Genomic DNA, 26878 nt, shown 5'->3' with positions numbered 1-26878 from the left:
ATGTTGAAATGTGATTTTCAATATCAACAAGCCGATTTCAGATTGAATATTAAACTGGAAATGTCGCAGCAACTGTTAGGGATCGTGGGTGCATCTGGAAGCGGAAAAAGTACTTTACTCAAAAATATTGTTGGACTATTAAAACCTGACCAAGGATATATTCAGTTTAATCAGCAGGATTTAACCAATATAGAAAAGAAAATTAATATTCCAATGCATCAGCGCAAGATTGCATTAGTTTTCCAGAATGCTTTGCTGTTTCCACATATGAATGTGCAGCAGAACCTATGTTATGCAGAAAAACTGATATCTAAAGCAGATCGAAAATTCCAGTTTGAAGACATCGTGGAATTATTAGAATTAAAGCCTCTAATTTATCGCAAAGCCCATCAGCTATCAGGTGGAGAAGCGCAGCGCGTTTCTATTGGTCGGGCATTATTGTCTTCACCAAATTTGTTGCTACTAGATGAACCTTTAACGGGACTGGATCAACAGTTAAAACAGCAGATTTTACCTTTTCTAAAACGGATCAAAGATGAGCTGAATTTACCGATGATTTATGTGACCCATCATTTAGAAGAGTTAGCTTACTTAGAAGCTGAAACTGTACTGCTCAAACAGGGAACATTAATCAGAAACTGATTAACTCTAGCTGATTGAGCCGGGCAGGTTTTGCATAGTAAAAACCTTGCAGATAATCACAATGATGTGATTTTAAACACTCAGCCTGTTCAGGATTCTCAATTCCTTCCGCAACGACTTCCAGATCCAGCTTATGCGCTAGGGTAATTATGGCTTCAATAATGGCCTCATCTCGTGGATTGCCAGGTAAATGCTGAACAAAGCTACGATCCAGTTTGATTTCATCGATCGGAAGACTACGTAAATAACTTAAACTCGAATAACCAGTGCCAAAGTCATCCACCGAAACTTTAATGCCCAAAGCCCGGACATTTTTTAAGATCTCAATGGACTTATCACCGCTGGCAATCAGCATGCTTTCAGTCACTTCGAGTTTTAGTAACTCATGCGGGAATTCAATTTCCGCTAATAATTGCTGGAGATCACTCAGGAATCCACTTCTTTTAAACTGTAAAGGAGATAGATTGACGGCAACCGAAATTTGAGTCTCATGCTGCATATTCCAGGCTTTAACTTCCTCACAGGCCTGTCTAAGTACCCATTCGCCAATTGAGACGATTTGCCCGGTCCTTTCTGCAAAAGGAATGAAATCGGCAGGAGAAATAAAGCCTTTTTCTGGATGTTGCCAGCGGATCAAAGCTTCCAGACATTTGACCTTGCCCGTTTCACTGTCCAGAATCGGCTGATAAAACAGTTTAAACTGCTGTTCATGCAGAGCGACCATCAGTTCATGACGAAGCTGTACATAATCTACCTTCGGTAAAGGCTCTTTCGTGAAATTATACCAGTGCCAAGTATTACCCCCTTCGGCATTAGCATCACGCATGGCATCCTTGGCTGCATTGATAAACTGCTTAACGCATTTGATGTCGGGATCAGCATCAGCGACACCGATACTTGCACTCAGGTGAATATCATAGCCATCCACATGGAAAGGCTGAGATAATCCGGCGATGATTTCTTCGGCACGTACAGCAACTTGCTTGAGATCATTCATTTGAGTTAATAAAATTGCAAACTCATCTCCTGAAAATCTGGAAATTACATCTTCCGGCTCCAGGTTTTGGCTCAGACGATTGCCCACTAGTTTTAAAATTTTATCGCCAATATCATGACCGAGGCTTTGATTCAAAGGTTCAAAATCATCCAGATCCAGATATAAAAGCACTAGATTTGCAGAACCACTCTGCGCTAGATGCAGTTTTTCCTGAACCACTTCTTCAAACAGCTTATTGTTGATAAAGCCGGTTAAATGGTCATGTGATTCCTGATAAGCGATTAGTTCTTGCTGGGCAACATGCTGACTCACATCCTGTTGAATGGCAATAAAATGAGTGCATTTATGATTATCATCAAAGACCGGGCCGAGATTCAGCTTGTTCCAGAACCAGTGTCCATCCTTACGATAATTTTTCAGGACAATCTTGATTTCAGATTTATTCTGAATGGCTTCGCTGATTTGCTGGACGCTTTCCGCGGAAGTATCAGGTCCCTGCAAGATGCGGCAATTTTTTCCTTTGAGTTCTTCCAGGCTATAACCGGTAATCTGCTCAAAGGCCGGATTAACATATTCAATAGGCTGGTCATTTTCTGCCGAGGTTAAAATAATGCCATGCGGATTTGCATCGACACTACGTTTCATTAAGCGCAGCATTTCATTGTTTTGATAACGTTCAGTAATGTCGCGTGCCACGCTAAAAATACCGACAATTTCCTCATTCACTTTAATTGGCAAAAAAGTTAAATCGAGCCAGTATTTCTGTCCTGCCGAGTTATGTGCCTGAACTTCAAGATGTCCAGTCAAGCCATGCTTGGCCTGCTCAAAGGCTTCTAAGGCAAGAGGGCGATGTTCAGGTTCAATAAAATGATCAATTTTAGTTCCGATATGCGATTTAACACCAACTTCGTTAAAAAATTTGGTGGCCAGATTGGCATCTACAATATTGCCATCCAGATTGTGCTCAAAAATTGCATCGGGATGAAAAGAGAAAAATGACTGATATTTATCTTTGAGCTGATTTCGTTTTTTGCGTTCTTCATACAGCTCAAAGGTTAAGGCGATCAGCGAAGCTGCATATTGCAGCAGGTCAATTTCATTGGGAGTAGGAGACTTGATCGAACGATAATAAGTACCAAAAGAGCCAAAAAGTTTGCCACTCCCGTTGGCAATTGGTACCGACCAGCAGGCTCTTAAACCATTTTGTTTAACCAGATCTTTATATGCGACCCAGTTCGGATCATTGAGTAAATCCTCACAGACCACTAAACGACGATGATATGCAGCTGCACCACAAGCGCCAACATTCGGGCCGATTTTTAGATCTTTTGAAGCTTCTACATATTCTCTGGAAAAATAGGCTGGTTCTTTTATTAAATTAAGCGTTTGTTCCTGTTCCGAATACAACATGACAGATACCAGTGCATCCGGGATTTTGTCCCCTAACCATGCGGTAATCGCATCTATGATATCCTCTAAGGCAGCAGCTTGACCAATCAGATTAAAAATCTCTTGGCTGGTGCCTCCATTATAAAAAGAAGTCATATTGTATCCTTAAGTATAAACCTCTATATAAACCTAGAAGTATTAGAGAAATTATACTGTTTTTTTGAATAAAAGATCTAAACCCCATAACACAATAACAAAATAATATATTTAAATTATCTACTTAATAACTGTATAAAAATATTATAACTGAGCACTTTTTTCACCTGTCACCACACGATTTCTCCCTAAATGTTTGGCTTGATATAAATTCGTATCTGCTTGTTTTAAAACTTCTTTGATATCAGACGAAGTTAAAGGCCAGTGTGCAATACCGAGTGAAGCAGTGACTATTCCTACTTCAAGTAAATAAGTCGATGCCAGTTTATGTCTTAATCTTTCAGCGATTTTAGTTGCATGTGAAATCTCTTTGACTGGCGCAAGAATAATAAATTCTTCACCACCAACGCGACAGCAAATATCCTGTTCACGAAAACTTTCCCGAATAAATCCGGCAACTTTGGTTAATACCACATCACCCATATCATGCCCATGACGATCATTAATTTTCTTGAAATAGTCAATATCCAAAACCACCACAGCAAAATAAGTTTTATTGCTAATTAAATCATTTAAAAATAGTTCAAAGCCACGACGATTATAAAAGCCGGTTAAAGGATCGGTTAAAGTATCCTGTTTAAGTTCTTCAATCTCCTGATTAAAAACGTTTACACTAGATAATAGGGATCTCTTGAATTTAAAAACTTCAAAATACCAAGGCGTAATATGATTAATCTTTTCAGTGATACCTGGATCATTCAAATGACTTGCCATTTTGGCAAGATCATTTAATGGAGAGGTAATAGATTTTGAAATACGCCAGATGATTAAAAAGATAATAATATAGATAACAAAAATTGTGCCAATTACTTTGTAGGCAAGAAGACGGGCTTGGGCGAATAAATCTTCTGTAGGCTGCTGAAACACCACGGTCCAGTTAGTCGTAGGAATTTTTGCAAAACTTGCTAGTTCGCTAACTCCCATATCGTTGTTTAATTTTATTTTACCTGAGCTATGAGACTCCATATAAGCTAAACCGGTATTGTGTTGGAATGTTTTTCCAATTCTCTCTCTTTCTGGATGATAAATAATTTTATGTTCTTTATCAAAAACATATAAGTAGCTATTTTTATAACCATAATTTTCGCTTAAAAGTGTCTTTAATAAGGATTCTTCATGTAAATAGATAAACCCTGCAATAAAGCCTTGGTATTTATTATTCTGATCAAAGATGGGAAAACTAACCAGGACGACCAGATTACCTTTTAATGAATAATAGGGTGAGGAAATATAAGGCTTCTTTGATTCGAGTGATTTGCTAAAGCCCAAAGACCGGATAATCGCAACTTTATCTAATTTCAAGATTTCAGGCGCATATTCGATGACATGACCATCTGCATCGCTGATCAAAACACTGCTAAAAGAATTAGATTGTTGAATCAATCTGTTTAATTCAGTTTTTAATAACTGCTCATTATGAAAGCCATTCTTAATAATATTGGCACTGAGGCTTAAATCATTAAATATATTTTTAAAATATAAATCAGAAATAGAAGCAACTTTAGCTGCATACTCATAATTAGTTGCAAGAGAATTATTAATCAGTTGCTGTCGGTGAATTACATTGCTCACAATCAATGTAATTGAAAAAAGAATCACCAGACTCACAAGTAAAAGGATTAAAATCAATTTACGTAAATTAAGTTTGAGTGAAATGAGCAGCTTTTGAACACTCATAACTTAATCCCCTGAATCTTTCAGAAATACAAAATGTATACAATATATTTCAATAATTATATTATGTGATGTGGTTCTCTATTTTAGATGAATAATATTCAGTTTGTAAGCATTTTTGAAGCTTAATCTGTTGCTTATTTTGTAAGCAGAAATGGTTTGGTCCATTTGTTCAATATATTTAAAAGATATGGAAAAAGACTGAGATCAAAAAAAGTGATTAAATGCTGATTTAGTAAAAATTATATTTTTATAATATAAGAAATTTTTATTTAAAAGCCAAATTCCCTATCTAAGCTAATATAATTAAATAGATAATAAATAAAGATTTATTGATTAAAAAATAATTTCTTAAAAGGTAAATATTTATTTTTCAAAGCCTTCACTATAGGGTGGAAGGTGAGATAAATAAGTGCTCAAAAGGATATGACTTAAATTTGAGCACTTATTTGTTCTAGAAAAAGCTAATTTTCTGATTTTACAGTTATTTTCTCAATGAGAAAAGTTAATTACTCTAAAGTACTTCTTAACATCCAGGCTGTTTTTTCATGCACATCAAGACGTTGCGTGATTAAATCTGCAGTCGGTTGATCGTTGACTTCATCAACAACTTCAAAAAGATTGCGTGCGGTACGAGCTACCGTTTCATGAGCATTTACCAATAAACGCAACATTTCTTGGGCATCTGGTACACCTTCTACTTCTTTAATAGCAGTCAGCTTAACAAATTGCTGGTAAGTGCCGGGTGCGGCAAAGCCTAAGGCCCGGATACGTTCTGCAATCAGATCAAGAGCATTCCACTGTTCGGTATATTGGGTCATAAACATGCTGTGCAGACTATTGAACTGTGGTCCGGTGACATTCCAGTGAAAGTTGTGGGTCATTAAATAGAGGGTATAGCTGTCTGCCAATAATTTAGATAGACCTTCGACGATTTTGGCACGGTCTTCGTAAGAAATACCAATATCAATTTTCATAGCTTTAGCATTTTTTTCTGAAGAGCCCATGTTTTACTCCTTAACAATTTTGTAGAGAGATATCTTTTAAAATAGAAGTTTGCCAGTCATGGCTGAAAAGATAGGAAATCTTGGCAGCATGACCTTTTATATGAAATAGATTTTTGCCACTATTTATATGTGGAAATAATTTTAAGTACTTCTGAGTTATATAGTTTATAGGACGGGCAAAGATATAAGTATAGGCGTTCTGTATAGCCTGGTGACAGGATTGTAACTGTATAAAGAAATTAATTTTGCCTTATAAAACTCAAATGTCTGGATCAGTTTTTTAAAAACTTGTTTTCATTTTTAGATGATTAAGCCTTTATTTCATGATTTTATCTTTTAGTAAAAACTATCAGCTTTAAATTTTTCGAACTTTGTGATCGTTACTCGGCAAGAAAACTGTGTGGTTAAGAAAAATAACAGAACTGTGCCTTTATTAAACAAGCCACTACAAAGACTCAGCAATGTATTCGTCAAATCTCGTTATGTTAGGGATACAGACGAAATCAATAAAAAGATTTTCATACTCAGCAACAGCTCACCGCATGCAGATAAAAGTGGAACTTTATTTTTCTGTAAAAACGCCAAGATGTTGAATAAAACTCAAGCGAATTTGAGATAGGCAAAAAAAGACTTCACTAAACTCAAGATCAGCAAGGAAAATGTCATGAAAATTAAGGCGAACAGTCCAGCCGCAGGTAAAAATGGTTTAGATAAGCAGAATACCAATAAAAAAAGTGAGCAGCTTGATGCATATCGTAGTGACTCCACCGAACAGACACTGACTACTAACCAAGGTGTCAAAATTTCGGATAACCAGAACAGTCTAAAAGCGGGTGTTCGTGGGGCAACTTTAATGGAGGATTTTATTCTCCGTGAAAAGATTACCCATTTTGATCATGAGCGTATTCCAGAGCGAATTGTGCATGCACGTGGTGTTGGGGCACATGGTTTTTTTGAAGCTTATCCAGGCAATGAAAAATGGACTAAAGCCGGGTTTCTAACCAATACCGGTGCCCAGACTCCAGTCTTTGTTCGATTCTCTACAGTACAAGGTCCTCGCGGTTCAGCAGATACGGTACGTGATATTCGTGGTTTTGCGACTAAGTTTTATACGGATGAAGGTAACTTTGACCTGGTGGCCAACGATGCGCCAGTATTCTTTATTCAGGATGGCATCAAGTTCCCTGATTTTGTCCATGCGCTGAAACCTGAACCACAAACCGAGATTCCATCAGGTGCGTCAGCACATGATACTTTCTGGGACTTTGTCTCTCTTGTACCTGAATCTGCACATGCGGTGATGTGGGCAATGTCGGATCGTGCTATTCCACGTAATTTACGCTCGATTCAAGGTTTTGGGGTGCATACCTTCCGTTTCATCAATGCCGAAAATAAAGCTGTCTTTGTGAAGTTCCACTGGACGCCTAAACAAGGTTTGACACAGCTGGTATGGGATGAAGCGCAAAAACTGGCAGGTAAGGATCCGGATTTCCATCGTCGTGACCTGTATGAAGCGATTGCTTCCGGTAATTACCCGGAATGGGAATTAGGCGTACAGATCGTTCCTGAAGAAGATGAGATGAAATTTGATTTTGACTTGCTGGATGCAACCAAAATCATTCCGGAAGAACTGGTTCCAGTGACTCCAATTGGCCGTATGGTGTTGAACCGTAATGTTGATTATTTCTTCGGTGAAACTGAGCAGGTTGCTTTCTGTCCAGGTCACGTGGTTCCTGGTATTGACTTTACCAACGACCCGCTACTACAGGCCCGACTGTTCTCTTATACTGATACTCAGCTGAGCCGCTTGGGTGGTCCAAACTTCCATCAGATTCCAATTAATAAGCCGGTGTGCCCATTCCATAACAATCAGCGTGATGGTCTGCATCAACGTCTTATTCACACCGGACAGGCCAACTACGAACCAAACTCGATTGATGATAACTGGCCAGCTGAAGCGCCAGGTGCGACTCAGGCAGGTGGTTTTGAAAGCTATCAGGAGCGTATTGACGGTCATAAAATCCGCCAGCGTAGTGAGTCCTTTAACGATCACTTCACTCATGCTCGTTTATTCTATCAAAGCCAGGCACCGCATGAGCAGAAGCATATTATTGATGCCTATGTCTTCGAACTGAGTAAAGTGCAACGCCAAAATATCCGTGAACGTGAAGTTCTCGAAGTGCTGTGCAATATTGACTTGACGCTGGCTCAACAGGTCGCGGATCAATTAGGTATTGAAATCCCAGCTGAGAAAAAAGCCGCAAAACTGCCTGATGTTCTGATTTCTAAGCGCCTGTCTTTTGAAGCGTTTAAACCTGCCGATATTAAGGCACGTAAAATCGCAATTCTGGCACATGACAAAGCCAATGAAGCCAGTATTAAAGCTGTACAGGCTTGGGCTGAATCAGAGAGTGCTGTGGCTGATGTGTTAACACCTCGTCCAGGACCAGTTCTGAGCCAGCAAGGTACAGTGATCCCATCTGATGGTATGCAGAAAGCTGAACCGTCAATTGCCTATGATGCTGTGGTTATTGTCGATGGCGATAACTATGACATGGTGCTGAAAGATGGTATCGCGACTCACTATCTGCTTGAGGCTTATAAGCATCTGAAACCGATTGTCTTCTTGGGAGATAAAGGTCAGCTGATTGAAGATCTAAAACTGATTAGTGATGAAGGTACTTTAGCAAATTCTCAATTCGATACTGTGCAAGATAGCTTCAAGACCTTGATCATGAATCACCGTGTTTGGGCGCGTGAATTGATCTCAGAAACTATTCCTGCATAAATACCATGAGAATAGAAGCTTCGGCTTCTATTCTCTATTTCAAGGAATAAAACTTTTATGGCGAGACCAGATCCTAAAAAATTACTGGCACAGATGCAAAATGCGCAATGGAGCAGGGAGCAGGATATTTATCTGATCGAACATAACCACCTACCTATGAGTCAACTCAGAGAAGAGTTGCCTTTTAGTGAAGAAGAAATTATGGCACGCCGTAAGGTACTAGGACTGATGACCCGTTTAAAACAGATGAAAAGGCTTTTTCCTTAACTGGCTTTCATCAAATGACCACAATATCGATATTTTTGAGGAAGCACTTTTATGGACCTCAGTTCAATATTAGAAAGATTTAAAAATTCATCATTAGAACCTAAAGAAAATATTCAAACGACTTTGAAGGAACTGGTGCAACTTTCGGATCAGGTTCCTTTTCCTGCATCAGGGGAAACTTTAAAACGCTGGCAAATTTTAAGCCAGATCTCGGCAACCAATTTAAGCCTGGGAAAAATATTTGAGTCGCATCTGGATGCACTCGCAATTCTGCATGAATTAAATATTCCGGCAAATCCTCATCAGCTCTGGGCAGTCTGGGCAGCAGAAGGAGGGCCTCAACCATTGCAGCTAGATGAAGGCAAGCTGACTGGCATCAAAACCTGGTGTTCCGCTTCTGGCTGGGTAGAGTCAGGTTTACTGACGTATCGGGATGAACAAAATCGCTCTCAATTGCTAATTGTAGATATGCAGCAGCCCGGTATTCAGCATGACCATACTGTCTGGCAAGCTGTGGGAATGCAGCATACGTCCACGGCTCAGCTTGAATTTAATCAGGTCCCTGTCAAAAAAGTTGCCGATCCACATGCTTATCTGGATCGGGTAGGATTCTGGCATGGAGCAGCAGGCGTTGCCACTTGCTGGTATGGTGCGACAGTAGCTCTTGCTGAATATCTGCAGCAAGAACAGTTAAGAAAACCACATATGTATAAAGCTATGTATCTGGGTGAAATCAGCCGTGATCTTTTAGCTACCCAGGCTTTGTTCTATCGGGTTGCAGAATTGATAGACCAGCAACCTAAATTTCCTCATCAACTTCAGATTCAGGCTTTGCGCGCGCAGGTTGAAGCTACTGCATTAAATGTACTCAACCAGGTTGGAAAAGCGCTTGGCGCAGCGCCTTATTGTACCAATTCTTATTTTGCCCAGCTCGCAGCAGATCTGCCGGTATTTATCCGTCAAAGCCATGCTGCTTTTGATCTTGAGCGTATTGGAGAACTAAGCGCACAGGAGGAAGAACTATGGGCACTTTAAAACATGAGGTTGTCGAAGATCGTGTGATCCATGGGGAGGGGACACGGGTGGAAGAATGGCGTAACTGCGAAATACTGCAACAGATGTCAGAATTTGATATTTCCAGTGTAATTCCTGCAGATGCCAGAGTCTGTATTGTGGCACCGCATCCGGATGATGAAATTCTGGGATGTGGCGGACTGATGCAACGTCTGGATAAACTCGGCTATAAGATTGTACTGTTTGCAGTGACTAATGGAACGGCCAGCCATCCCGGTTCGAGTCTGTATACGCCAGAAGAACTGAACCAGATTCGTCCAGCAGAAACGCGTCAGGCTCTCGAAGAATTGTCCTTAGAACAGCCAGTTCTTCGGATTGCTTTGGATATTCAGGATGGAAAAGTGGCTGAGCAGCGAGACTTGCTCAAACAGCAATTGTATTCATATTTACAGCCTAATGATGTATTGGTCACGACTTTTGTTCATGATGGACATCCAGATCATGAAATAACTGGGCAGGTCGTCCAGCAACTCGCCACTGAGCTACAGTTACCATATATTCAAGTTTTAATCTGGGCGTGGCACTGGGCCACACCAGGAGATACCCGAATTCCTTGGACGGTTGCGCACAAACTCAGGCTGACAGATGAAGAATTAAAATGTAAAGCCCGAGCTGCACGATGTTTCAAAAGTCAGATTGAGAATGATCCGACGACAGAACAGGCACCGATTGTCCCTGAGCATGCATTAGAGCGTGTTTTACAGCCATGGGAGGTTTATCTGTATGAACAGTAAATCAACTTATGATCATGCCTATTTTGATGCTTTATATGCGTTGAATCAGGGAGATCCATGGCATTATGAACAGCGCTGGTATGAACAGCGTAAACGTCAAATTTGTAAAGCACTCTTGCCCAAACTGCATTTTGAATCTGCCATAGAAATCGGTTGTAGTAATGGCATGTTAAGTCAGGAACTAGCTCCTCATACCGGAGAACTCATCTGTCTGGATGCCAATACGACAGCGATCCGGCTGGCGCAACAACGTCTGCAAGATTATTCTCATGTCAGTTTTGTCCAAGGCGTTGTTCCGGAAGACTTGCCAGAGCGTAAGTTCCAGCTAATTGTACTGAGTGAGGTTTTATATTATCTGGATCAGGCCGCTTTAGAGAAATTGACCCACTGGCTGCAGCACGCCCTTGATGCAGAAGGCTGTATTCTGGCTTGTCACTGGCGGGCATCAATTTCAGGTTTTAGCTTTACTGGTGATGATATTCATGACCATCTAAATGCACACTTACCTTATAGAAAGTGTTCACAACTACAGGAACCTGATTTTCTGATTGATGTCTGGATGAATAGCCCACAGTCTGTGGCAGAGCAAGAGGGCCTTAAATGAATAAAATTGGCGTGGTTATTCCTGCCTGTAATGAAGAAGCCTATATAGAACGCTGCCTGCTGGCCTTAAAAAAAGCACAATTTGAATTTTATCAATACCTTGGTTCATCAGAAAATATTCCCGAGATTAAGATTTTAGTTGTCTTAGACAGTTGTACCGATCAAACCGCGATCAAAGCGGTGCAACTGGGCATAGAAGTCATTAGTTGTAATTTTCGTTCGGTGGGTAAGACCCGTCATTTAGGAATTCAAAAAGTAATTGAACAAGGATGCGACTGGATCTGTTGTACTGATGCGGATTCAAGTGTACAGGAAGACTGGTTCAAAGCCATGTGGAAGCACCAACCCACTGACGCAATTTGTGGGGTCGTTGAAGTGGACGAATGGAAAAATTTAAGCTTGGAAGCCCGACTAAAATATTTAGGCCACTATCAGGACAAAATGGATCATCGGCATATTCATGGTGCAAATTTATGTTTTAAAACAAGTGTATATAATAATTCTAACGGATTTAGCCAGCTAGATTGTCATGAAGATGTCGACTTTGTTCGCCGTTTACAACAGGCAGGAGTCAACATTACCTGGTCCAATCAATTAAGGGTAACAACCAGTAGCCGTCTACGGTCAAAAGTTGCTGAAGGTTTCGCCTGTTTTTTACAAAAGCTTGAGTTACAGGAAGCAATGAAAAAACCGATCAGCGTATACAAATAAAACTATAAAATTATAAATTTTATACAATCAATTACTTGTAAAAAATTTAAAAATTCATCTCTAAAAGCTATTTCATTTAGAAAAATTCTGTTTATAATTCACACAAATTAAGCCCTGCTACTTATATTTTTCAGCTATAAGTCCGCGGGGTTTTTCTATGGATGATCGGTAATGGATGCCTGAGCTCTTTCTTTTGGAATGACAATGTTAAATTCACAGTTAATTTCTCGTCTTCAGTCTCCATCACCGTATCTCTGGCAGAAAATCGCCACTGCACTGTGTTTTTTTAGTCTAGGTTTTAGTACAGCTGCCTGGGCGCCATTAATTCCTTATGCGCAGCAGCGCTTATTACTGAATCATGCTGACTTTGGTTTGCTTTTGCTATGTGCCGGAGTTGGCTCAATGCTGGCAATGCCATTGGCAGGTCGTATGGCAAGTAAGTTTGGTTGCCGTACAGTACTGGCTGTTATTCTGGCTGCATTTCTGTTCATCTTGCCAGCGCTAGCGATTAGTCCTACCAGCTTGATGATGGCAATTACCTTGTTTTTCTTTGGTGCCAGTGCTGGTGCCTTGGGGGTAACCGTAAATATTCAGGCTGCCCAGATTGAAAAACTCATGGATAAAAGCTTGATGTCTGGTTTCCATGGCGTATGTAGCTTGGGTGGTCTGGTCGGTGTATTGGGCATGACCACGTTAATGGGATTTGGTCTGGCACCTTTAACTGGCACACTGGTCGTAAGTGTGATGTTGCTTGCGATTGCGATGCTGGCAATTCCATTCTGCTTAGGTGGTCAGTCATCAACTACAGAAGAAACTAATACAGCTACAGCAAAACCTGCGAAAAAAGCGCTACCAACATTCGCAATTTTAGGTATTGGCCTGATCTGTTTTGTATCTTTCCTGTCTGAAGGTGCAGCAATGGACTGGAGCGGTATTTATCTGGCAACCCAGTTTAATGTACCTGCAGCGCATACCGGTTTGGCTTATAGTTTCTTTGCTGGCTTAATGGTTCTTGGACGTTTTAGCGGTCATCTCATCATTCAAAGCTTGGGTGAAAAAATCACTATTTTACTAAGTGCTTTACTGGCTGCAGCAGGCTTATTCATGGTGATCTTTGCACCAGTATGGCAAGTCGTTTTAACCGGTTATGCGATCTTGGGTCTAGGTAGTGCTAACATTGTTCCATTGATGTTCTCTCGTGCAGGCCGTCAAAAAACTATGGCTTCTCATGTAGCATTATCTTATGTATCGGTATTTGCTTATACCGGTTCATTGATCGGACCAGCGCTGGTAGGTTTCGGTAGTGAAATTATTGGCTTGCGTTTAGTATTTACGGTCATCGCAGTTGCTTTAATGAGCATTGTAATCCTGAACCATCTGACTGCCGGTCACAAAGAATCAGAAAAAGCAGAAGGTCTTATTGCCGGCCTAGACCATAAAACACCAGCATAAAGCTATTGTTTTTTATGGGCTTTTCAGACTTATGCATGCATATTGAACTGGGTCGAGATGCCTTTGGCCACTGGTCGATAAATTCGCAAGCTTTGTGATTTTTTCAGGTCCGACAGGAACTGATCACGCCAGCGAATGATATCGAAATTCTTTAAGCCTTGCTGTAAATAGCGGTAACGTTCCAAACGTTCTGACTTAGGCATACGCAAGGCTCTTTTCAAGGCTTTGGCCATACTGTCCTGATCATAAGGATCGACCAGTAAGGCTTCCTTCATTTGCTCGGCAGCCCCGGCATATTTAGACAGAATCAATACGCCTGGATCTAATGGATCTTGCGCAGCAATATATTCTTTGGCGACCAGATTCATCCCGTCACGGATTGAATTCACCCAGCAAATATCCGCCTTACGATAGAGCTGCATCAGGGCTTCATGACCCAAAGTGTCATAGCTACAGTCAAAAGGCAGCCAGTCTGCATTGCCATGCTGATGGTTTAAATTCTGCACCGCAGCCTGGAACTGTTCATAAAGTTTTTTATAGCTGTTCACATCTAGTCGACATGGGCAGGCAATCTGTAATTGCTGGAACTGATTTTTAAATTCAGGCTGTTCATCCAGCAACTCCTGGAATGCATGAATTTTCTCCAGCAGCCCTTTACTGTAATCAATCCGGTCAACCGAAATAATGGTCTTATGGGCATGTGCTTTATCCAGATCAAAGGGCAGGTCAGTGACTTGGCTTTCAGCAGCCTGCTTCTGAATCTGCGCCGGGTGTACACCGATTGGATAAGCTTTCACATAAATCCGTTTAGACTGATAACTCAGGATTTCATCATTGCAATGCTGGATATTTAATACCTGTTCCAGGAAATCAATACAGTTGGCCTGATCGCGTGGAGTTTGCAGACCGATGACATCAAAATCTCCCAGATGTCGGGCCAGTTCCTGATAAGGAGGCAGCGTTTGCCAAAGTTTTAGTTCGGGGAAAGGAATATGCAGGAAGAACCCAATCCGGTTGCGCATACCTAATTTACGACAGTAATGCGCAACACTCAGAAAATGATAATCATGAATCCAGATGATGTCATGTGGTGAAGCCACCTGTTTCAGGTGTTTGGCAAAACGCAAATTGACATCTTTATAGGTTTTAAAATCCTGCGGCTGATATTCAACACGTTGATGCTGGTCATGCATTAACGGCCATAAGGCATTATTAGAAAAACCACAATAATAACCCTGGTACTGGGCTTCGCTCAGTGCACTGGTATGATATTCCACATTCTGATGTTTCAGAATCTGAAATTTCTGTTCCTTGTTCTGGTCAACTCTGGAGCCATTCCATCCAACCCAGATACCGCCTATATCTAGCAATGCATCCTGCAATGCAACAGCCAATCCACCAGCCTTCATACTTTCTGGGTTAGGTAGATTCACACGGTTTGATAACACAATGAGTTTAGACATGTGATTTCTCCAATCGTTGTTGTTCTTGTACTTCAATTACCTTTAAAAATTCTTTCAGGAAGGCCTGAACTTGAGAGACGTTTTCCAGTCTGTACCGTGCTAGGGTCTGGCCAGGGCCTACTTTGATTGAGCAGCCGTGAAGGGCATTGATGACTTTGAATCCGGCTTCATCGGTCAGGTCATCACCAATAAACATGGGATAATGATCATTGAGATGGTATTGCTGAATAATCTGTTGAATCGCTGAACCTTTATTGGCGCCTTTGGGCACCAGTTCAAAAACATACTTGCCAGCTTTTAACTCAAAGTCGGAAAACTGGTTGAGACATTCCAGCGCAAAAGCATGTACGCGATCTTCTAGTTGAGGATGTTCACGAAAATGTAGTGCAACAGAATAATCTTTAACCTCGATCCGCAAATCAGGGATTTGAACTGCCTGTTCCTGAATATATTGTTTTAGGGCTTGTAGCTGCGACTTATTTAAAGAGATTAATGTCTTTAAATTAGCTTGATAGATTAATTCCAGACCATGTGATCCAGCGATATTCCATTGCAGAGGGTGAATAAGTTTTTGTGCTTGTAAAATAGAACGACCAGTAACTAATATCAGCTGAATATATTGTTGTAAATTTTCCAATATATTTATAATTTCAGGTTGAATTATACTTTTATCTGGATCTGGGTGAAATTCAGAGATTGTTCCGTCAATATCAAGAAATAAAACAACCTGGTCTGAGTCCATATTCAGGTTGCAATCATTTAAAATCATCTTTGGCGATATATAAAAAGATGAGCTAGATGAATCTTCTAAATCTTGTTCCCTATATATGCCTGACATAAATCCACCTAAGTACTTGATATAAAATAGATTAAAATTTAGAGTTAAACTGTGTGATTTTTAATCTAATTAGTTTTATAACATATTCTATTTTTCAAAATGGCTTTAGGCGCAGAAAAGAAACACTTTTGACATGTAAAGTTACTTTGTAAAATTTGGAAATATTCAGCAGAAAAAGTTGATATTCTTTGTATATTTGTAAAATAATTTTTCAGTGATTTTTAATATATTAATAATGATATTTAAGGTATTGCATATTAAGTGATTGAGTAAGTTTGAGTGCTATAAATAAGATTCTTTTGATTATTTAATGTAAAAAATGGTTTTGATTTATATTTCTAAAAATTAATTCATTGGCTTTCTATTAAATAATAGGTATTAAATTGGAAATATTAAAAAACACATTTAATATAAAATAAGAATATAGTGCAGCCTATTAATTTTTTATTAAAGCCAGTTTTGAAAGGAAGGATAAATTATAAAATCTTGGTGCTACAAAGAAGAGTTAGGGTTATATCATTGAAGAGACTAGGTAGACATAACCCCATAAAGAGGAGAGCAGAGTGCTTATAGCTCTCTCCAGACATCGTTCTCATCTTTCAATGGAATAGTAAAGTTAAAGTCATCATCATTACTGACTAAAAGACTGGTAGGGGTTTGCATCAAAACTTTTAAAACAGTACCAGCTTCAAAAATAATCGGGTGACAGTTTTCCTTTTCCAAGGTCACTGGCTTAAGTAATTCAATCACAGAACTTTCCATATTTTTATTCCCAAATATTGATACTTCGCTGTTTTTTAATCTTAACATGATTTTTGCACATTTAACTAATTTTTGAAAAACCGAGACATAAGTCAACAAGTCGGTCAATTTTTCTTAAAAAGCGCTTAAGTCAGTAAATTAAAGGGATAGAGATTAAGATTTAATTTTCAAACGATTTGTGTTTCTTAAACTCGAATATTTTCAGTTTATTTACCGACGAAAAGAAGAGAAAAAGACAAACGGTACCAAATAGTCAATCTAGCGCAAAATCTGCTTGTCACTTTTTGACAGGCCAGTCATGATCTCCTCCATTATATTGCGTATGTTATGCGCTAGTATTAAAGCAAGAATCATATAATCTGATATTAATTTGGCTTTAGCGATTTTGTGTTTGTATGTAATTTTTTACATTGAATTGCAAATTTATGCTGCAGTTCGTTGAAAGTCTGAAAATAAGAATAAACTGTGCGTCATTTGGATGACCCCTACATCTATAAGGAGAATTAAGCCCCAATGTTTAAGTCATTTTTTCCACAACCAGTGTGGTTTTTTAGTAGTCTGGTACTGTGGTTTCTGATCAATCTTGGCCTTTGGCATAGTGGTGGATCAGGCTGGGGTGTCTATTTAGGTATGACTGAAGGTTATCATGATCTTAAAATGCCGATAGGAATCAGCCGTTTCTGGGCGCCAAAATTTCTCTGGTTCTATCTCTGGTTTTTTGTGAGTACCGCGATATTTGCTACCTTCTGGTATTTTAAAGCGAAACATCCCTGGCAGCGCTGGTCCGTGTGGGGCTCGGCCTTTATCCTGTTCAATATCTGGTTTGGGGTGCAGGTTAATGTGGTCTTAAATGAATGGTATAGTCCGTTCTATGACCAGATCCAGAATATGCTCACCCAAGGGGGCGGAGATGTCAGCCTACTATATCAAGGTGCATTGACCTTTATTTATATTGCCATGGTCTATGTCACGCTGGCAGTGTTTAACCTGTTCTTTGTCAGTCATTATGTATTCCGCTGGCGGACGGCAATGAATGACTATTATACGGCACATTGGGAAAAGTTACGTCATATTGAAGGGGCGTCACAGCGTATTCAGGAAGATACCATGCGTTTTGCCAAAACTACGGAACAGCTGAGTGTCTCACTCATTGAATCTCTGATGCTATTAATGGCTTTCCTGCCAATCCTGTATGAGTTATCGAGTCATGTAAAAGTACTGCCCATTGTCGGTGAAATACCGCATGCATTAATGTGGGCGTCGATCGGATGGGCAGTTCTGGGAACTGTGATTTTAATGATTGTCGGAATGAAACTCCCTGGACTGGAATTCAATAATCAGAAAGTTGAAGCGGCTTATCGTAAAGAGCTGGTTTATGGTGAAGATTATGCTGATCGTGCTCACCCGCTTACCTTGCAAGAACTGTTTAGTCGGGTACGTACGAATTATTTCCGTTTGTATTTCCACTATGCCTATTTCAATATGGTGCGCATCTGGTATCTGCAATTGGACAATATTTACGGATTATTTATTTTGTTTCCAAGTATTGCCGCGGGTGCGATTACACTCGGTTTGATGATGCAGATCCTGAATGTTTTCGGTAAGGTTCGTGAATCTTTCCAGTATCTTATTCTATCTTGGCCTACGATTATTGAATTGCTCTCCATCTATAAACGTTTGAAAGCATTTGAATCCCATCTCGATTAATTTTTTTCTTCTATTCCTAGACAATTTTAAAAGCCAGATCATTATAGGTCTGGCTTTTTTATTGATTAATTTTTATTCAAAATCCAATTGAAAATTACGATCTGGAGAGGTGCTAAAAAATTAGGATGAATGGTACCCAAACATCCCAATATTAGGGTATTCAAGCTATTTTTTCTTGGCTAGAATTTTAAGGGCCAGCCAGGGTGCTGTTTAATTTCCAATAATATGGCGTATAAAAACAATTAGTGTACGTAAAGGAAATTATTCAAATTATAATCTCATTCAGACAGCGATAGAGAGCATAATTGCCGTTATTGTCCATGATAATAATATCTCTAATTTTTGTTGAATGAGTAACCGGAGAACTGATCTGTTTCTTCTGTTTTTTTATATCTTTTTTCTACTGCTTCATCTTTCAATTGATGAGTAATCCAGCGTATTTGTTGACTTGAAGAATGTTAATTTGATCAATTTATCTGGATTAAAGCCGGATGAATTAGGCATTTTATTCCTCATTTTTAGTGATAGGTCTCGCTATATTTTTATATTTATCAATCTGTTGAGATTGTTGTTTTGGCACATTTGCTATATGTTATAGAGGCCTGGGGGAGATAAGCAGTGAAGCTAAAATTAATAATTCCAACAATATGTGTAGCAAGCCTGGCTGGATGTAACAGTATTCAGCAAATGAAATCAGATATGCAGCATCCTTATGTAAGTCCTCAAGAACTGATTGTTAAAAGAAACTTGAATCAGGCTGACGGTTCGGCAAAAGAATATGTTTATTCATGGGAAAAATCCAAGCAGCATCTGGAGCCACAATCCCTCTATCCACGAACCACCTTAAGCCAGTATTGTCATGAACGGGGCGGCAAGTTTTCTCTACTGTATAAGAGCCAATTGGCTTCAGTAAAAGATTCTGCCCAGAAGAACCGTTTAAGCAAAAACCGTTATGTCACTCAGGGTATTGGTGCCTATCAATGTACGATGCCTCAAGGACAAAACTGGATTGTTTCTATTGAGCCGATTTCTGAACATCAGCCAGATAAGAATAATACTACGCGTGTAGTCCGGATCTTGAGCAAACTTCAAAGCCCAGCTGAAGCACGTCATTTCTATCAGGGCCATAAGACTACGACTAAGTCTAATAAAATTGCCGAGAAGAATGCAGCCAAAACCTCAGTCAAAGATGAGAAAAAGGAATTAGATAAAAAAGAAGCTGATAAGAAAGAAATAAAAATACCTGCTATTGAACCGACAGAGGTTGCTGTCCCTGCTGCTCGTACAACTAGTATCGAAACGCCACAACAGCAACAGATGAAATTGTATGTAGCTGCACGTCGTGATATCAATAGCGGCAAGAACCTGAACAATGCCTGCAATAATGCCCAGCGTGCCTATAACTATGGCAAATTACAGGGTACAGAAGGAACACGTGTCTATACCGAATCCGGCATGCTAGTGGCACGCTGTTTAAGCAGTATTCCAGCCTATGCCAACCGTATTCCAAATTCCAAGGTTCAAGCCAAACGAGTACTGCAGAATCTGGCCACCAACTATAACCATACTGGGGCAAAGAATCAGTTGAGACAGTTAAAATAAGTCTATTATTTTCACATTCAGTTTGATCATTTATTTGGCAAAGTAGATGCACATGAAAAGTCATCTACTTTAAATATTGGTGATATTTAAAAAAGTATTTCTTAAGCATAGCAGAACTTAAAAACAATATTTTTCTTTTGAAGATCAATGATAAAAGATAAATAGTTATTCTGTTGATAGGAATAAAAATTAATTATTATTGGGTCGCAAATCGAACCTCATTTCAGAGTAAATTTCCCGCCGCCATCTCAGATTTTCTCCTCTATCTCTCTTGTTAAATACAAGCCCATTCAACGGCATATTCTAAAAATTATTGGTATATCTCTTGCTTAAAAATTATCAGTTTTGTGCTTATGGACAGAGCAAGAAAAACTAATTGATTTTTAACATACACAATAATGAGATTTATCGCTTGAGAAAACATATTTTAAGTCATTTGATTCTTGTGGGTGCATTTCTACATTCACCTGTGAGTTATGCAGTGAGTACAACTTTATTAAAATCGGCAATTGATCTGAATGCGATTGATCGGACGGTTGATCCAAAGCAGGATTTTTATCAATTCGTGAATGGAAACTGGCTGAAAACCGCAAAGATTCCAGAAGATCAGGCATTGTCGGGTGCATTTGCTGAAGTGAGTATGAGATCAACCCAGCAGTTATTTGGCATTTTTAATGAGCTGGCCAAAAAACAGCATCCGCAAGGTAGCAATGAACAAAAGGTCGCGGATCTTTATGCCAGTTATATGGATACCGATCGGCTAGAACAGCTCGGACTTGAGGCATTGCAACAAGACCTGCAGCGGATTGAAAGTATCAAGACCAAAAAAGATCTGGCAGAATTTTTTGCCTATGCGGAAAAAATCAATCTGAATTTGCCATTCTCTACCCGTTTTTATCAGGACCGTAAAGCTTCTTCCAAGGCGATGATGTATGTAGGGCAAGGTGGTTTGGGAATGCCTGATCGTGATTTTTACCTGAGTGAGCAGCCTCGACAACAGGAAATTCGCAATACTTATATGCTTTATATCGCCAATACCCTGAATTTTGCCGGTCAGCCTAAGCCGATTGAAGATGCTCGCACTATCCTGGCTTTGGAAAAGGCACTGGCAAAAATTAGCTGGTCCGCTGTGGAGCTGCGCAATGATGAGGTGAGAACCTATCTCGTTGAAACTAAAAATATTATTAACTATATGCCTTCTTTTGACTGGATGAATTATTTCTCAGAACTGGGCTTAAAAGGAGCAAGAAAAGAGGTTGCGATCTCGCAGATTAATTATTTGCGTCAGCTGGATCAGTTATGGAAGGTTGTTCCAATTGAAACCTGGCAAACCTATTTGAAATTCAATCTGATCAATAGTTATTCGCCATTTTTAACAGAAGTTTTTCAAAATCATCATTTTGAATTTTATGACAAAACACTAGAGGGTGTACAAGCACGTTCTCCACGGAATGAGTCTGCCTTGAAGCTAACTAACGGTATTTTAGGCAATGTGCTTGGCAAGCTCTATGTAGAAAAGCACTTTAATGAAAGCCAGCGCCCAGCGATACTGGAAATGGTGGAAAACGTCCGTAAAGCCTTTCATCTGAAACTGGACCAAGCTGACTGGATGGGTTCGGACACTAAAAAACAAGTACGGCATAAGCTAGATAGCATCAATATCAAAATCGGCTATCCGAAAGCATGGCGGGATTATTCAGCCCTAGAGATTCGTAAGGATGATCTGATTGGGAATATCCAGCGGACCCGGCTATTCAATTACCAGCGTGAACTGGACAAGGTGGGAGAACCGATCGATCCAGAAGCCTGGCACATGTCGCCACAAACAGCCAATGCTTACTATAATGTCAAGCTGAATGAAATCGTATTACCTGCGGCCATCTGGCAGGCACCATTTTATTATGATGATAGTCATGATCCTGCAGTGAATTATGGTGCCATAGGGGCTGTTATCGCACATGAAATTAGCCACGGTTTTGACGATAGAGGAAGCCGCTTTGATGCCAAAGGCAAGGGTGAAGAAACCTGGAACGAGCGCGACCGTAAGAAGTTCAACGAACGCACCAAAGCTTTAGTCGAGCAATATAAACAATACGAAGCTCTGCCAGGGCATAAGGTGAATGCGGAATTAAATAAAAGTGAAAATATCTCTGACAACCTGGGCTTAGGGATCGCTCATATGGCTTACAAGTTATCGCTCAAGGGTCAGCCAGCACCTGTCATTGATGGCTTTAGTGGAGATCAGCGTTTTTATATAGGCTGGGCACAAGTCTGGCGTAGCAAAAGTAATCCTGAATATTTGTTAAATAGCCTAAATATTGCCAGCCACGCGCCAGGTCATGTACGTGGCAATGGCGCCGTCCGCAATCAGCAAAGTTTCTATGAAGCTTTTGGGATTAAAGAAGGGGACAAGATGTATTTATCACCTGAAAAACGAATCTCCATCTGGTAACAGGATTTAAAAAAACAGGTCTGTTCATCTGAAAAGAAACTGGCCTATTTTTTTATCTAAATGACCAGCATGCAGAGTCAAGAACAGTTTAAAAATTGGCATATATGCTGCTTATAAAGATTTAAGTGTTTGATTATCAGGTCAACACGCATTGATAAATTCAACTGCGCAATGAAGCGCGAGGATAGCAAGCTTTGAAAATTTTTCTAAAAACCGCATTGGTAAGTGCTTTATTAGCCGTTTCCTCTGCAAATTATGCTTCAGATCAAACCGCTATTGCAGCACTTGGCTCGGGGATTCATCTTCAACATTTTGATAAAAAAATCGCACCACAACAGGACTTCTATCAGCATGTAAATGGGCACTGGTTAGAGCATGAGGAAATCCCGGCTGATATGCCAAACTGGGGCGCATTCACGATTTTGCGTGAAAACTCGACCCAGCAATTACATGACATTGTAGAAGAGCTGGCGAAAACCAAATCGGATTATGGCAGCAATGAGCAGAAAGTGGGGAGCTTATATGCCAGCTTTATGGACACGGAAACTTTAAATGCAAAAGGTATCCAGCCGCTAAAAGCAGATATCGCCAAAATTGATGCCATGAAAAGCAAAAAAGATTTCACTTTGTTGCTTGCAGACTATGCAAAAAACCGTGTCAGTACACCTTTTGAATTTGGCGTGATTCCTGACTTGAAAAAGTCTGATCAAATGGCGGTGTTTTTGGGTCAAAGTGGTTTAGGTTTACCGGATCGTGACTACTATTTAAAAGACGATGAAAAACTGAAAAGTGCCCGTGAAACTTATGTTAAACATATTGCTAAGCTGTTGACGCTATCGGGTGAAACAGAAGCAGATGCGGCTGCACATGCACAATCTATCCTGAACTTAGAAACTGAAATTGCCAAAATTCAGTGGGATAATGTGCAGAACCGTAATCTCGAAAAAATGTATAACGTCTATACATTAAAAGACGTCAAAAGCCTGGTGCCAGAATTTGACTGGAAAACCTATTTTAAAGCGACGGGTTTAGATAAAAAAACCAAAACCGTGATTGTGGCGCAAAAAAGTTATTTTGAAGATTTAAACAAGATTTTAAGCAGCACACCCCTCGATGTATGGCAAACCTATTTCAAATTCCATCTGATTGATGGCGCTGCACCTTACTTAAGCCAGGAATTTGCTGATGCAAACTTTGAAATGTACAGCAAAACCTTACGCGGTGTGACCGAGCAACGGGCACGCTGGAAACGTGGGGTTGATATGACTAATGCCGTACTCGGTGAAAGTCTGGCACAAGTCTATGTCGCAAAACATTTCCAGCCTGAACAGAAACAGCGTATGGAAAAACTGGTAGAAAACCTGTTGCTGGCATTTGAACAGAATCTAGAAAAACTGGACTGGATGGGTGCAGAAACCAAAGCACAGGCACACCGTAAGCTGAAAAGCTTTAGAGTAAAAATTGGCTATCCAAATAAATGGCGTGACTATAGCAAGCTGGAAATTAAAGATGGCGACCTGATTGGTAATCTGCGTCGTACCAACAGTTTCAATTATGACATTGCGCTGGATAAGTTGGGGAAACCGGTTGATCGTGAAGAATGGCATATGCTGCCGCAAACGGTAAATGCTTACTACAACCCAATGGGCAATGAAATTGTTTTCCCTGCTGCTATTTTACAGCCGCCATTCTTCGATATGAATGCTGATGATGCCGTGAACTATGGCGCAATCGGGGCAGTGATCGGGCATGAAATCAGTCATGGTTTTGATGATCAGGGTAGCCGCTTTGATGCAGATGGCAACATGAAAAACTGGTGGACCGAAGAAGACGATAAAAAGTTCAAGGAAAAAACCAAAGCTCTGGTCGAGCAATATAATGCTTATGAAGCGATACCGGGCTATCACGTCAACGGTGAGCTGACCTTAGGTGAAAATATTGCCGATAACTCAGGTCTGGCGATTGCCTATGAAGCTTATAAATTGTCACTAAATGGCAAGCCTGCTCCGGTGATTGATGGATATACCGGAGATCAGCGTTTCTATATTGGCTGGACGCAGGCATGGCGTGCCAAAGTTCGTCCAGAACTGGCATTACAGCTGTTAAAAACAGATCCGCATTCACCAGCAGCCATTCGTGGTCGTGCGACCTTACTTAACCAGAAACCTTTCTATGAAGCCTTTAGCGTCAAGCAAGAAGATCCAATGTATCTGGAAGAAGATAAACGGGTAAAAATCTGGTAAGTCTGATTTCCTCATTCGATTCCAAAAGTCCTGACTGATGTCGGGACTTTTTTTTATCTCTCAGGTTACAGAGTTCTACAGGTTTTCTAATCTTTTACATGCTACAAAGAAACTGCATTGTTCAAGCAGTTTGAACGGGTGAAAAAGGAAAGGAATATGGGATTCAAAGCTTTATCGGGTCTTCGGGCAGTCTTTATGACTACAGCATTGCTGGGTGCAACTCAGATTGCGACAGCCGGTCCAACAGTTGATCAGCTTAGTGACTGTTTAATGAAATCCACGACGGCCACTGATAAAACCACAGTCTTGCAATGGACCTTTGTGGCATTGGGTAATCATCCCGATCTGAAAGCTTTTAGCAATGTAACTGCAACTCAAAAGGAAACACTCGACAGAAATTTAGTGACGGTTTTACAGCGGATTCTGGTTGAGCAATGTCCAACCCAAACCAAAGCGGTGATTCAGGCTGAAGGAGTACAAGCAGTGGGCGAAAGTTTCCAGGAGCTTGGGCAGGTCACAGGTCAGGAAATACTGAAAAATCCGGAAATTAAAAGTCAGCTAAGTGGCGTACTTAAATATATCGATATGAGCAAACTGGTTACAACTTTTTTGACCCCTGAGGTGTGGAATAAATTAGGCATCACCCGTTAATGAATTGCAGATGCAGTAAACTTAAACCGCAAAAATGTAGTTTAAGTTTTATAGAGCTTGCCTGGAAACAGGCGGTCTCGAATTTCATTCCAGTTGGTCGATAGCCAGCAAATAAATGAACCTAAGGTGACCATCATCGTACCGATCCAAAAGGTATGCGATAGACTGGTATTCAGTACCCACATCGAAATGATAGACGAAAAGATCGGGCTAAAATAAGATAACGCGACCAGCATTGCGATATTACCCTGATTAATCCCGATATTCCAGGCTGCATAGCCCAATCCAGTTACGACCGAAACCAGCAACATATACAGCATAATATTCAAGTCAATATTAAGAAGTTGCGGCAGTTGTTCGTGATCTAACAGCAGCGTCTTGCTCCAGAGAACCACACTTACCATCGCGAAAAAGAACACGATTGGGTTATGTCCTTGGCTGTATTTTTTGGTAAATACACAATATAACGACCATAAACTCGCCCCAATGAATGCCAATATGTAACTGGTTGGATTGGCCTGCATGTTGTGAATGACGGTTGCTAAATGAATATCGCCGTTGCCCGTCTGGATATAAAAAATACCTGCCAGACTAATACTGAGCCCTACCACCACCAAGCTGTGAAATTTTAGTTCATGAAATAGAATGAACATGGCGATGGTCATACTGGGCCACAGATAATTCACCAGACTAATTTCAATGGCTTGCTGTGCAGTTTGTGCGAGTGCTACGGCATAGGCAAAGCAGATTTCATATACCAGAAATAATGCAGCTGCACTGAGCAGATAAAATTTGGGTATGGTTTTGAGTTTGGGAACGCCAAAAACAGCCAGTAAGAGCAGGGTGCTTAAGCTATACATCATAAGTACAGCCAGATCAGGTCCAATACTAAAACTGATTTTTTTGAGTAATCCCACGATAGATGACCACTGTAAAATGGCACTTAAGCCAATCAGCGTAGCGAGGTTTTTCGACATGGTAAGGGCGGGATGGGAGAATGTGCAGATTGTATTCCTGTTGAGTGATTTTCAATATGGGACAGACACGATTTTATGATCAAATTCAAAAAAATCGTTAACAACCGCTTTATGATTTGAATATCCCGATCATGAGTTTAATGATCCAGAAAATGGGCGTGAAAATTAGCTCGATACCATCGGAAAGGTTGGCAATTTTGCTTTGTCTGGCTGTGAGTGTACGTGGTTTGATAGATTTACGTCTTCTTGACTGATATGCGCCAATGATGAACACAAGAATGATCAGGATAATGCTGAGTAAGATAATGTGATTTGACATGTTTTTATTTTTCTTCGGTTTGTTTTTGATTTTATAGCAGAAATTTGACTTTTCTCTAATCCTCACTTGTACTTCGTTTTAGAAATACCTCTCCCTAACCCTCTCCTAAAAGGAGAGGGAACTTCCAATATTAAATTTATAGCGGCTTTTAATTAGGAATGATTTCTCCCTCTCTCTATGGGATGAGATACCGTCTTGGTAGTCAATCAGGTTTTGAGATTATTCGACCACTAAATAATCTCTTTGATAGGCAGTCTGATGTTTTAAAACGCCATAACACAGATGTATAAGCTTGCGCATTGCAGCACCT

General features: G+C 40.1%; 21 protein-coding genes. 13 read left to right on the top strand and 8 right to left on the bottom strand.

The genetic code is table 11. From position 1 onward, the window contains the following. Window positions 1–642 carry an ATP-binding cassette domain-containing protein gene (locus FTU03_RS12545; protein ID WP_179993160.1) on the top strand — a complete coding sequence of 214 codons (642 nt, stop codon included), beginning with the start codon at window positions 1–3 and terminating at the stop codon, window positions 640–642. Here FTU03_RS12545 and FTU03_RS12540 read toward each other — a convergent pair. The 3 genes from FTU03_RS12540 to FTU03_RS12530 all read right to left on the bottom strand — a co-directional run bounded on the left by FTU03_RS12540 (window position 632) and on the right by FTU03_RS12530 (window position 5925). Continuing rightward, window positions 632–3184: an EAL domain-containing protein gene (locus FTU03_RS12540; protein WP_179993161.1), complete on the bottom strand. Its 2553-nt coding sequence runs from the start codon at window positions 3182–3184 to the stop codon at window positions 632–634. The two genes, FTU03_RS12545 and FTU03_RS12540, sit on opposite strands and share 11 nt — an antisense overlap. A gap of 144 nt (window positions 3185–3328) precedes the next feature. Further along, on the bottom strand, window positions 3329–4921 hold the full coding sequence (locus FTU03_RS12535; protein ID WP_179993162.1) for a sensor domain-containing diguanylate cyclase: 1593 nt from the start codon (window positions 4919–4921) through the stop codon (window positions 3329–3331). Between the two features lie 506 nt (window positions 4922–5427). Continuing rightward, a complete protein-coding gene (locus tag FTU03_RS12530) occupies window positions 5428–5925 on the bottom strand; it encodes a Dps family protein (protein ID WP_004783133.1) in 498 nt (165 codons plus the stop codon). Between the two features lie 664 nt (window positions 5926–6589). On the opposite strand from FTU03_RS12530, the gene katE reads away from it, so the two are divergent. The 7 genes from katE to FTU03_RS12495 all read left to right on the top strand — a co-directional run bounded on the left by katE (window position 6590) and on the right by FTU03_RS12495 (window position 13554). After that, window positions 6590–8713: a catalase HPII gene (gene katE / locus FTU03_RS12525; protein WP_179993163.1), complete on the top strand. Its 2124-nt coding sequence runs from the start codon at window positions 6590–6592 to the stop codon at window positions 8711–8713. A 57-nt stretch (window positions 8714–8770) separates the two neighbouring features. After that, entirely contained in the window at window positions 8771–8980 is a 210-nt protein-coding gene (locus FTU03_RS12520; protein WP_166135421.1) for a hypothetical protein, read from the top strand. 51 nt (window positions 8981–9031) lie between these two features. After that, window positions 9032–10015, top strand: a complete 984-nt coding sequence (locus tag FTU03_RS12515; protein WP_179993164.1) for an acyl-CoA dehydrogenase — start codon at window positions 9032–9034, stop codon at window positions 10013–10015. Beyond that, window positions 10003–10788 (top strand): PIG-L deacetylase family protein, encoded by a 786-nt coding sequence (locus tag FTU03_RS12510; RefSeq protein ID WP_179993165.1) that lies wholly within the window; start codon window positions 10003–10005, stop codon window positions 10786–10788. The genes FTU03_RS12515 and FTU03_RS12510 overlap by 13 nt, the downstream gene beginning before the upstream one ends. Beyond that, entirely contained in the window at window positions 10778–11392 is a 615-nt protein-coding gene (locus tag FTU03_RS12505) for a class I SAM-dependent methyltransferase (protein WP_179993166.1), read from the top strand. The genes FTU03_RS12510 and FTU03_RS12505 overlap by 11 nt, the downstream gene beginning before the upstream one ends. Continuing rightward, window positions 11389–12102, top strand: a complete 714-nt coding sequence (locus FTU03_RS12500) for a glycosyltransferase family 2 protein (RefSeq protein ID WP_179993167.1) — start codon at window positions 11389–11391, stop codon at window positions 12100–12102. Before FTU03_RS12505 ends, FTU03_RS12500 begins: the two co-directional genes overlap by 4 nt. 204 nt (window positions 12103–12306) lie before the next feature. Then, window positions 12307–13554 carry an MFS transporter gene (locus tag FTU03_RS12495; protein WP_179993168.1) on the top strand — a complete coding sequence of 416 codons (1248 nt, stop codon included), beginning with the start codon at window positions 12307–12309 and terminating at the stop codon, window positions 13552–13554. 29 nt (window positions 13555–13583) lie between these two features. Here FTU03_RS12495 and FTU03_RS12490 read toward each other — a convergent pair whose 3' ends face one another. The 3 genes from FTU03_RS12490 to FTU03_RS12480 form a co-directional block, all read right to left on the bottom strand. Beyond that, entirely contained in the window at window positions 13584–15017 is a 1434-nt protein-coding gene (locus FTU03_RS12490; RefSeq protein WP_179993169.1) for a trehalose-6-phosphate synthase, read from the bottom strand. Continuing rightward, complete coding sequence (gene otsB / locus FTU03_RS12485; protein WP_179993170.1) at window positions 15010–15855, bottom strand: trehalose-phosphatase; 846 nt, start codon at window positions 15853–15855, stop codon at window positions 15010–15012. Before otsB ends, FTU03_RS12490 begins: the two co-directional genes overlap by 8 nt. A 567-nt stretch (window positions 15856–16422) precedes the next feature. Further along, window positions 16423–16617, bottom strand: coding sequence for a hypothetical protein (locus tag FTU03_RS12480; protein WP_125279298.1), 195 nt, complete (start codon window positions 16615–16617; stop codon window positions 16423–16425). Window positions 16618–17130: 513 nt separating this feature from the next. On the opposite strand from FTU03_RS12480, the gene sbmA reads away from it, so the two are divergent. From sbmA to FTU03_RS12455, 5 genes are all read left to right on the top strand, one after another. Next, entirely contained in the window at window positions 17131–18324 is a 1194-nt protein-coding gene (gene sbmA, locus FTU03_RS12475; protein ID WP_179993171.1) for a peptide antibiotic transporter SbmA, read from the top strand. 618 nt (window positions 18325–18942) lie between these two features. Beyond that, window positions 18943–19926, top strand: coding sequence for a hypothetical protein (locus FTU03_RS12470; protein ID WP_179993172.1), 984 nt, complete (start codon window positions 18943–18945; stop codon window positions 19924–19926). Between the two features lie 412 nt (window positions 19927–20338). Beyond that, window positions 20339–22378 carry a M13 family metallopeptidase gene (locus tag FTU03_RS12465; protein WP_179993173.1) on the top strand — a complete coding sequence of 680 codons (2040 nt, stop codon included), beginning with the start codon at window positions 20339–20341 and terminating at the stop codon, window positions 22376–22378. Between the two features lie 194 nt (window positions 22379–22572). After that, on the top strand, window positions 22573–24621 hold the full coding sequence (locus FTU03_RS12460; RefSeq protein ID WP_179993174.1) for a M13 family metallopeptidase: 2049 nt from the start codon (window positions 22573–22575) through the stop codon (window positions 24619–24621). A gap of 156 nt (window positions 24622–24777) precedes the next feature. Next, complete coding sequence (locus FTU03_RS12455) at window positions 24778–25272, top strand: hypothetical protein (RefSeq protein ID WP_179993175.1); 495 nt, start codon at window positions 24778–24780, stop codon at window positions 25270–25272. 41 nt (window positions 25273–25313) lie between these two features. On the opposite strand, the gene yddG is transcribed toward FTU03_RS12455, so the two are convergent. Beyond that, complete coding sequence (gene yddG, locus FTU03_RS12450) at window positions 25314–26249, bottom strand: aromatic amino acid DMT transporter YddG (protein WP_179993176.1); 936 nt, start codon at window positions 26247–26249, stop codon at window positions 25314–25316. A 109-nt stretch (window positions 26250–26358) separates the two neighbouring features. Further along, a complete protein-coding gene (locus FTU03_RS12445) occupies window positions 26359–26568 on the bottom strand; it encodes a hypothetical protein (RefSeq protein ID WP_179993177.1) in 210 nt (69 codons plus the stop codon). Window positions 26569–26878: the final 310 nt, after the last annotated feature.

It is taken from the genome of Acinetobacter sp. YH12046, assembly GCF_013419905.1.
In the GTDB taxonomy this organism is placed as follows: Bacteria; Pseudomonadota; Gammaproteobacteria; order Pseudomonadales; family Moraxellaceae; genus Acinetobacter.
This window is presented reverse-complemented; position numbering and strand designations above follow the sequence as displayed.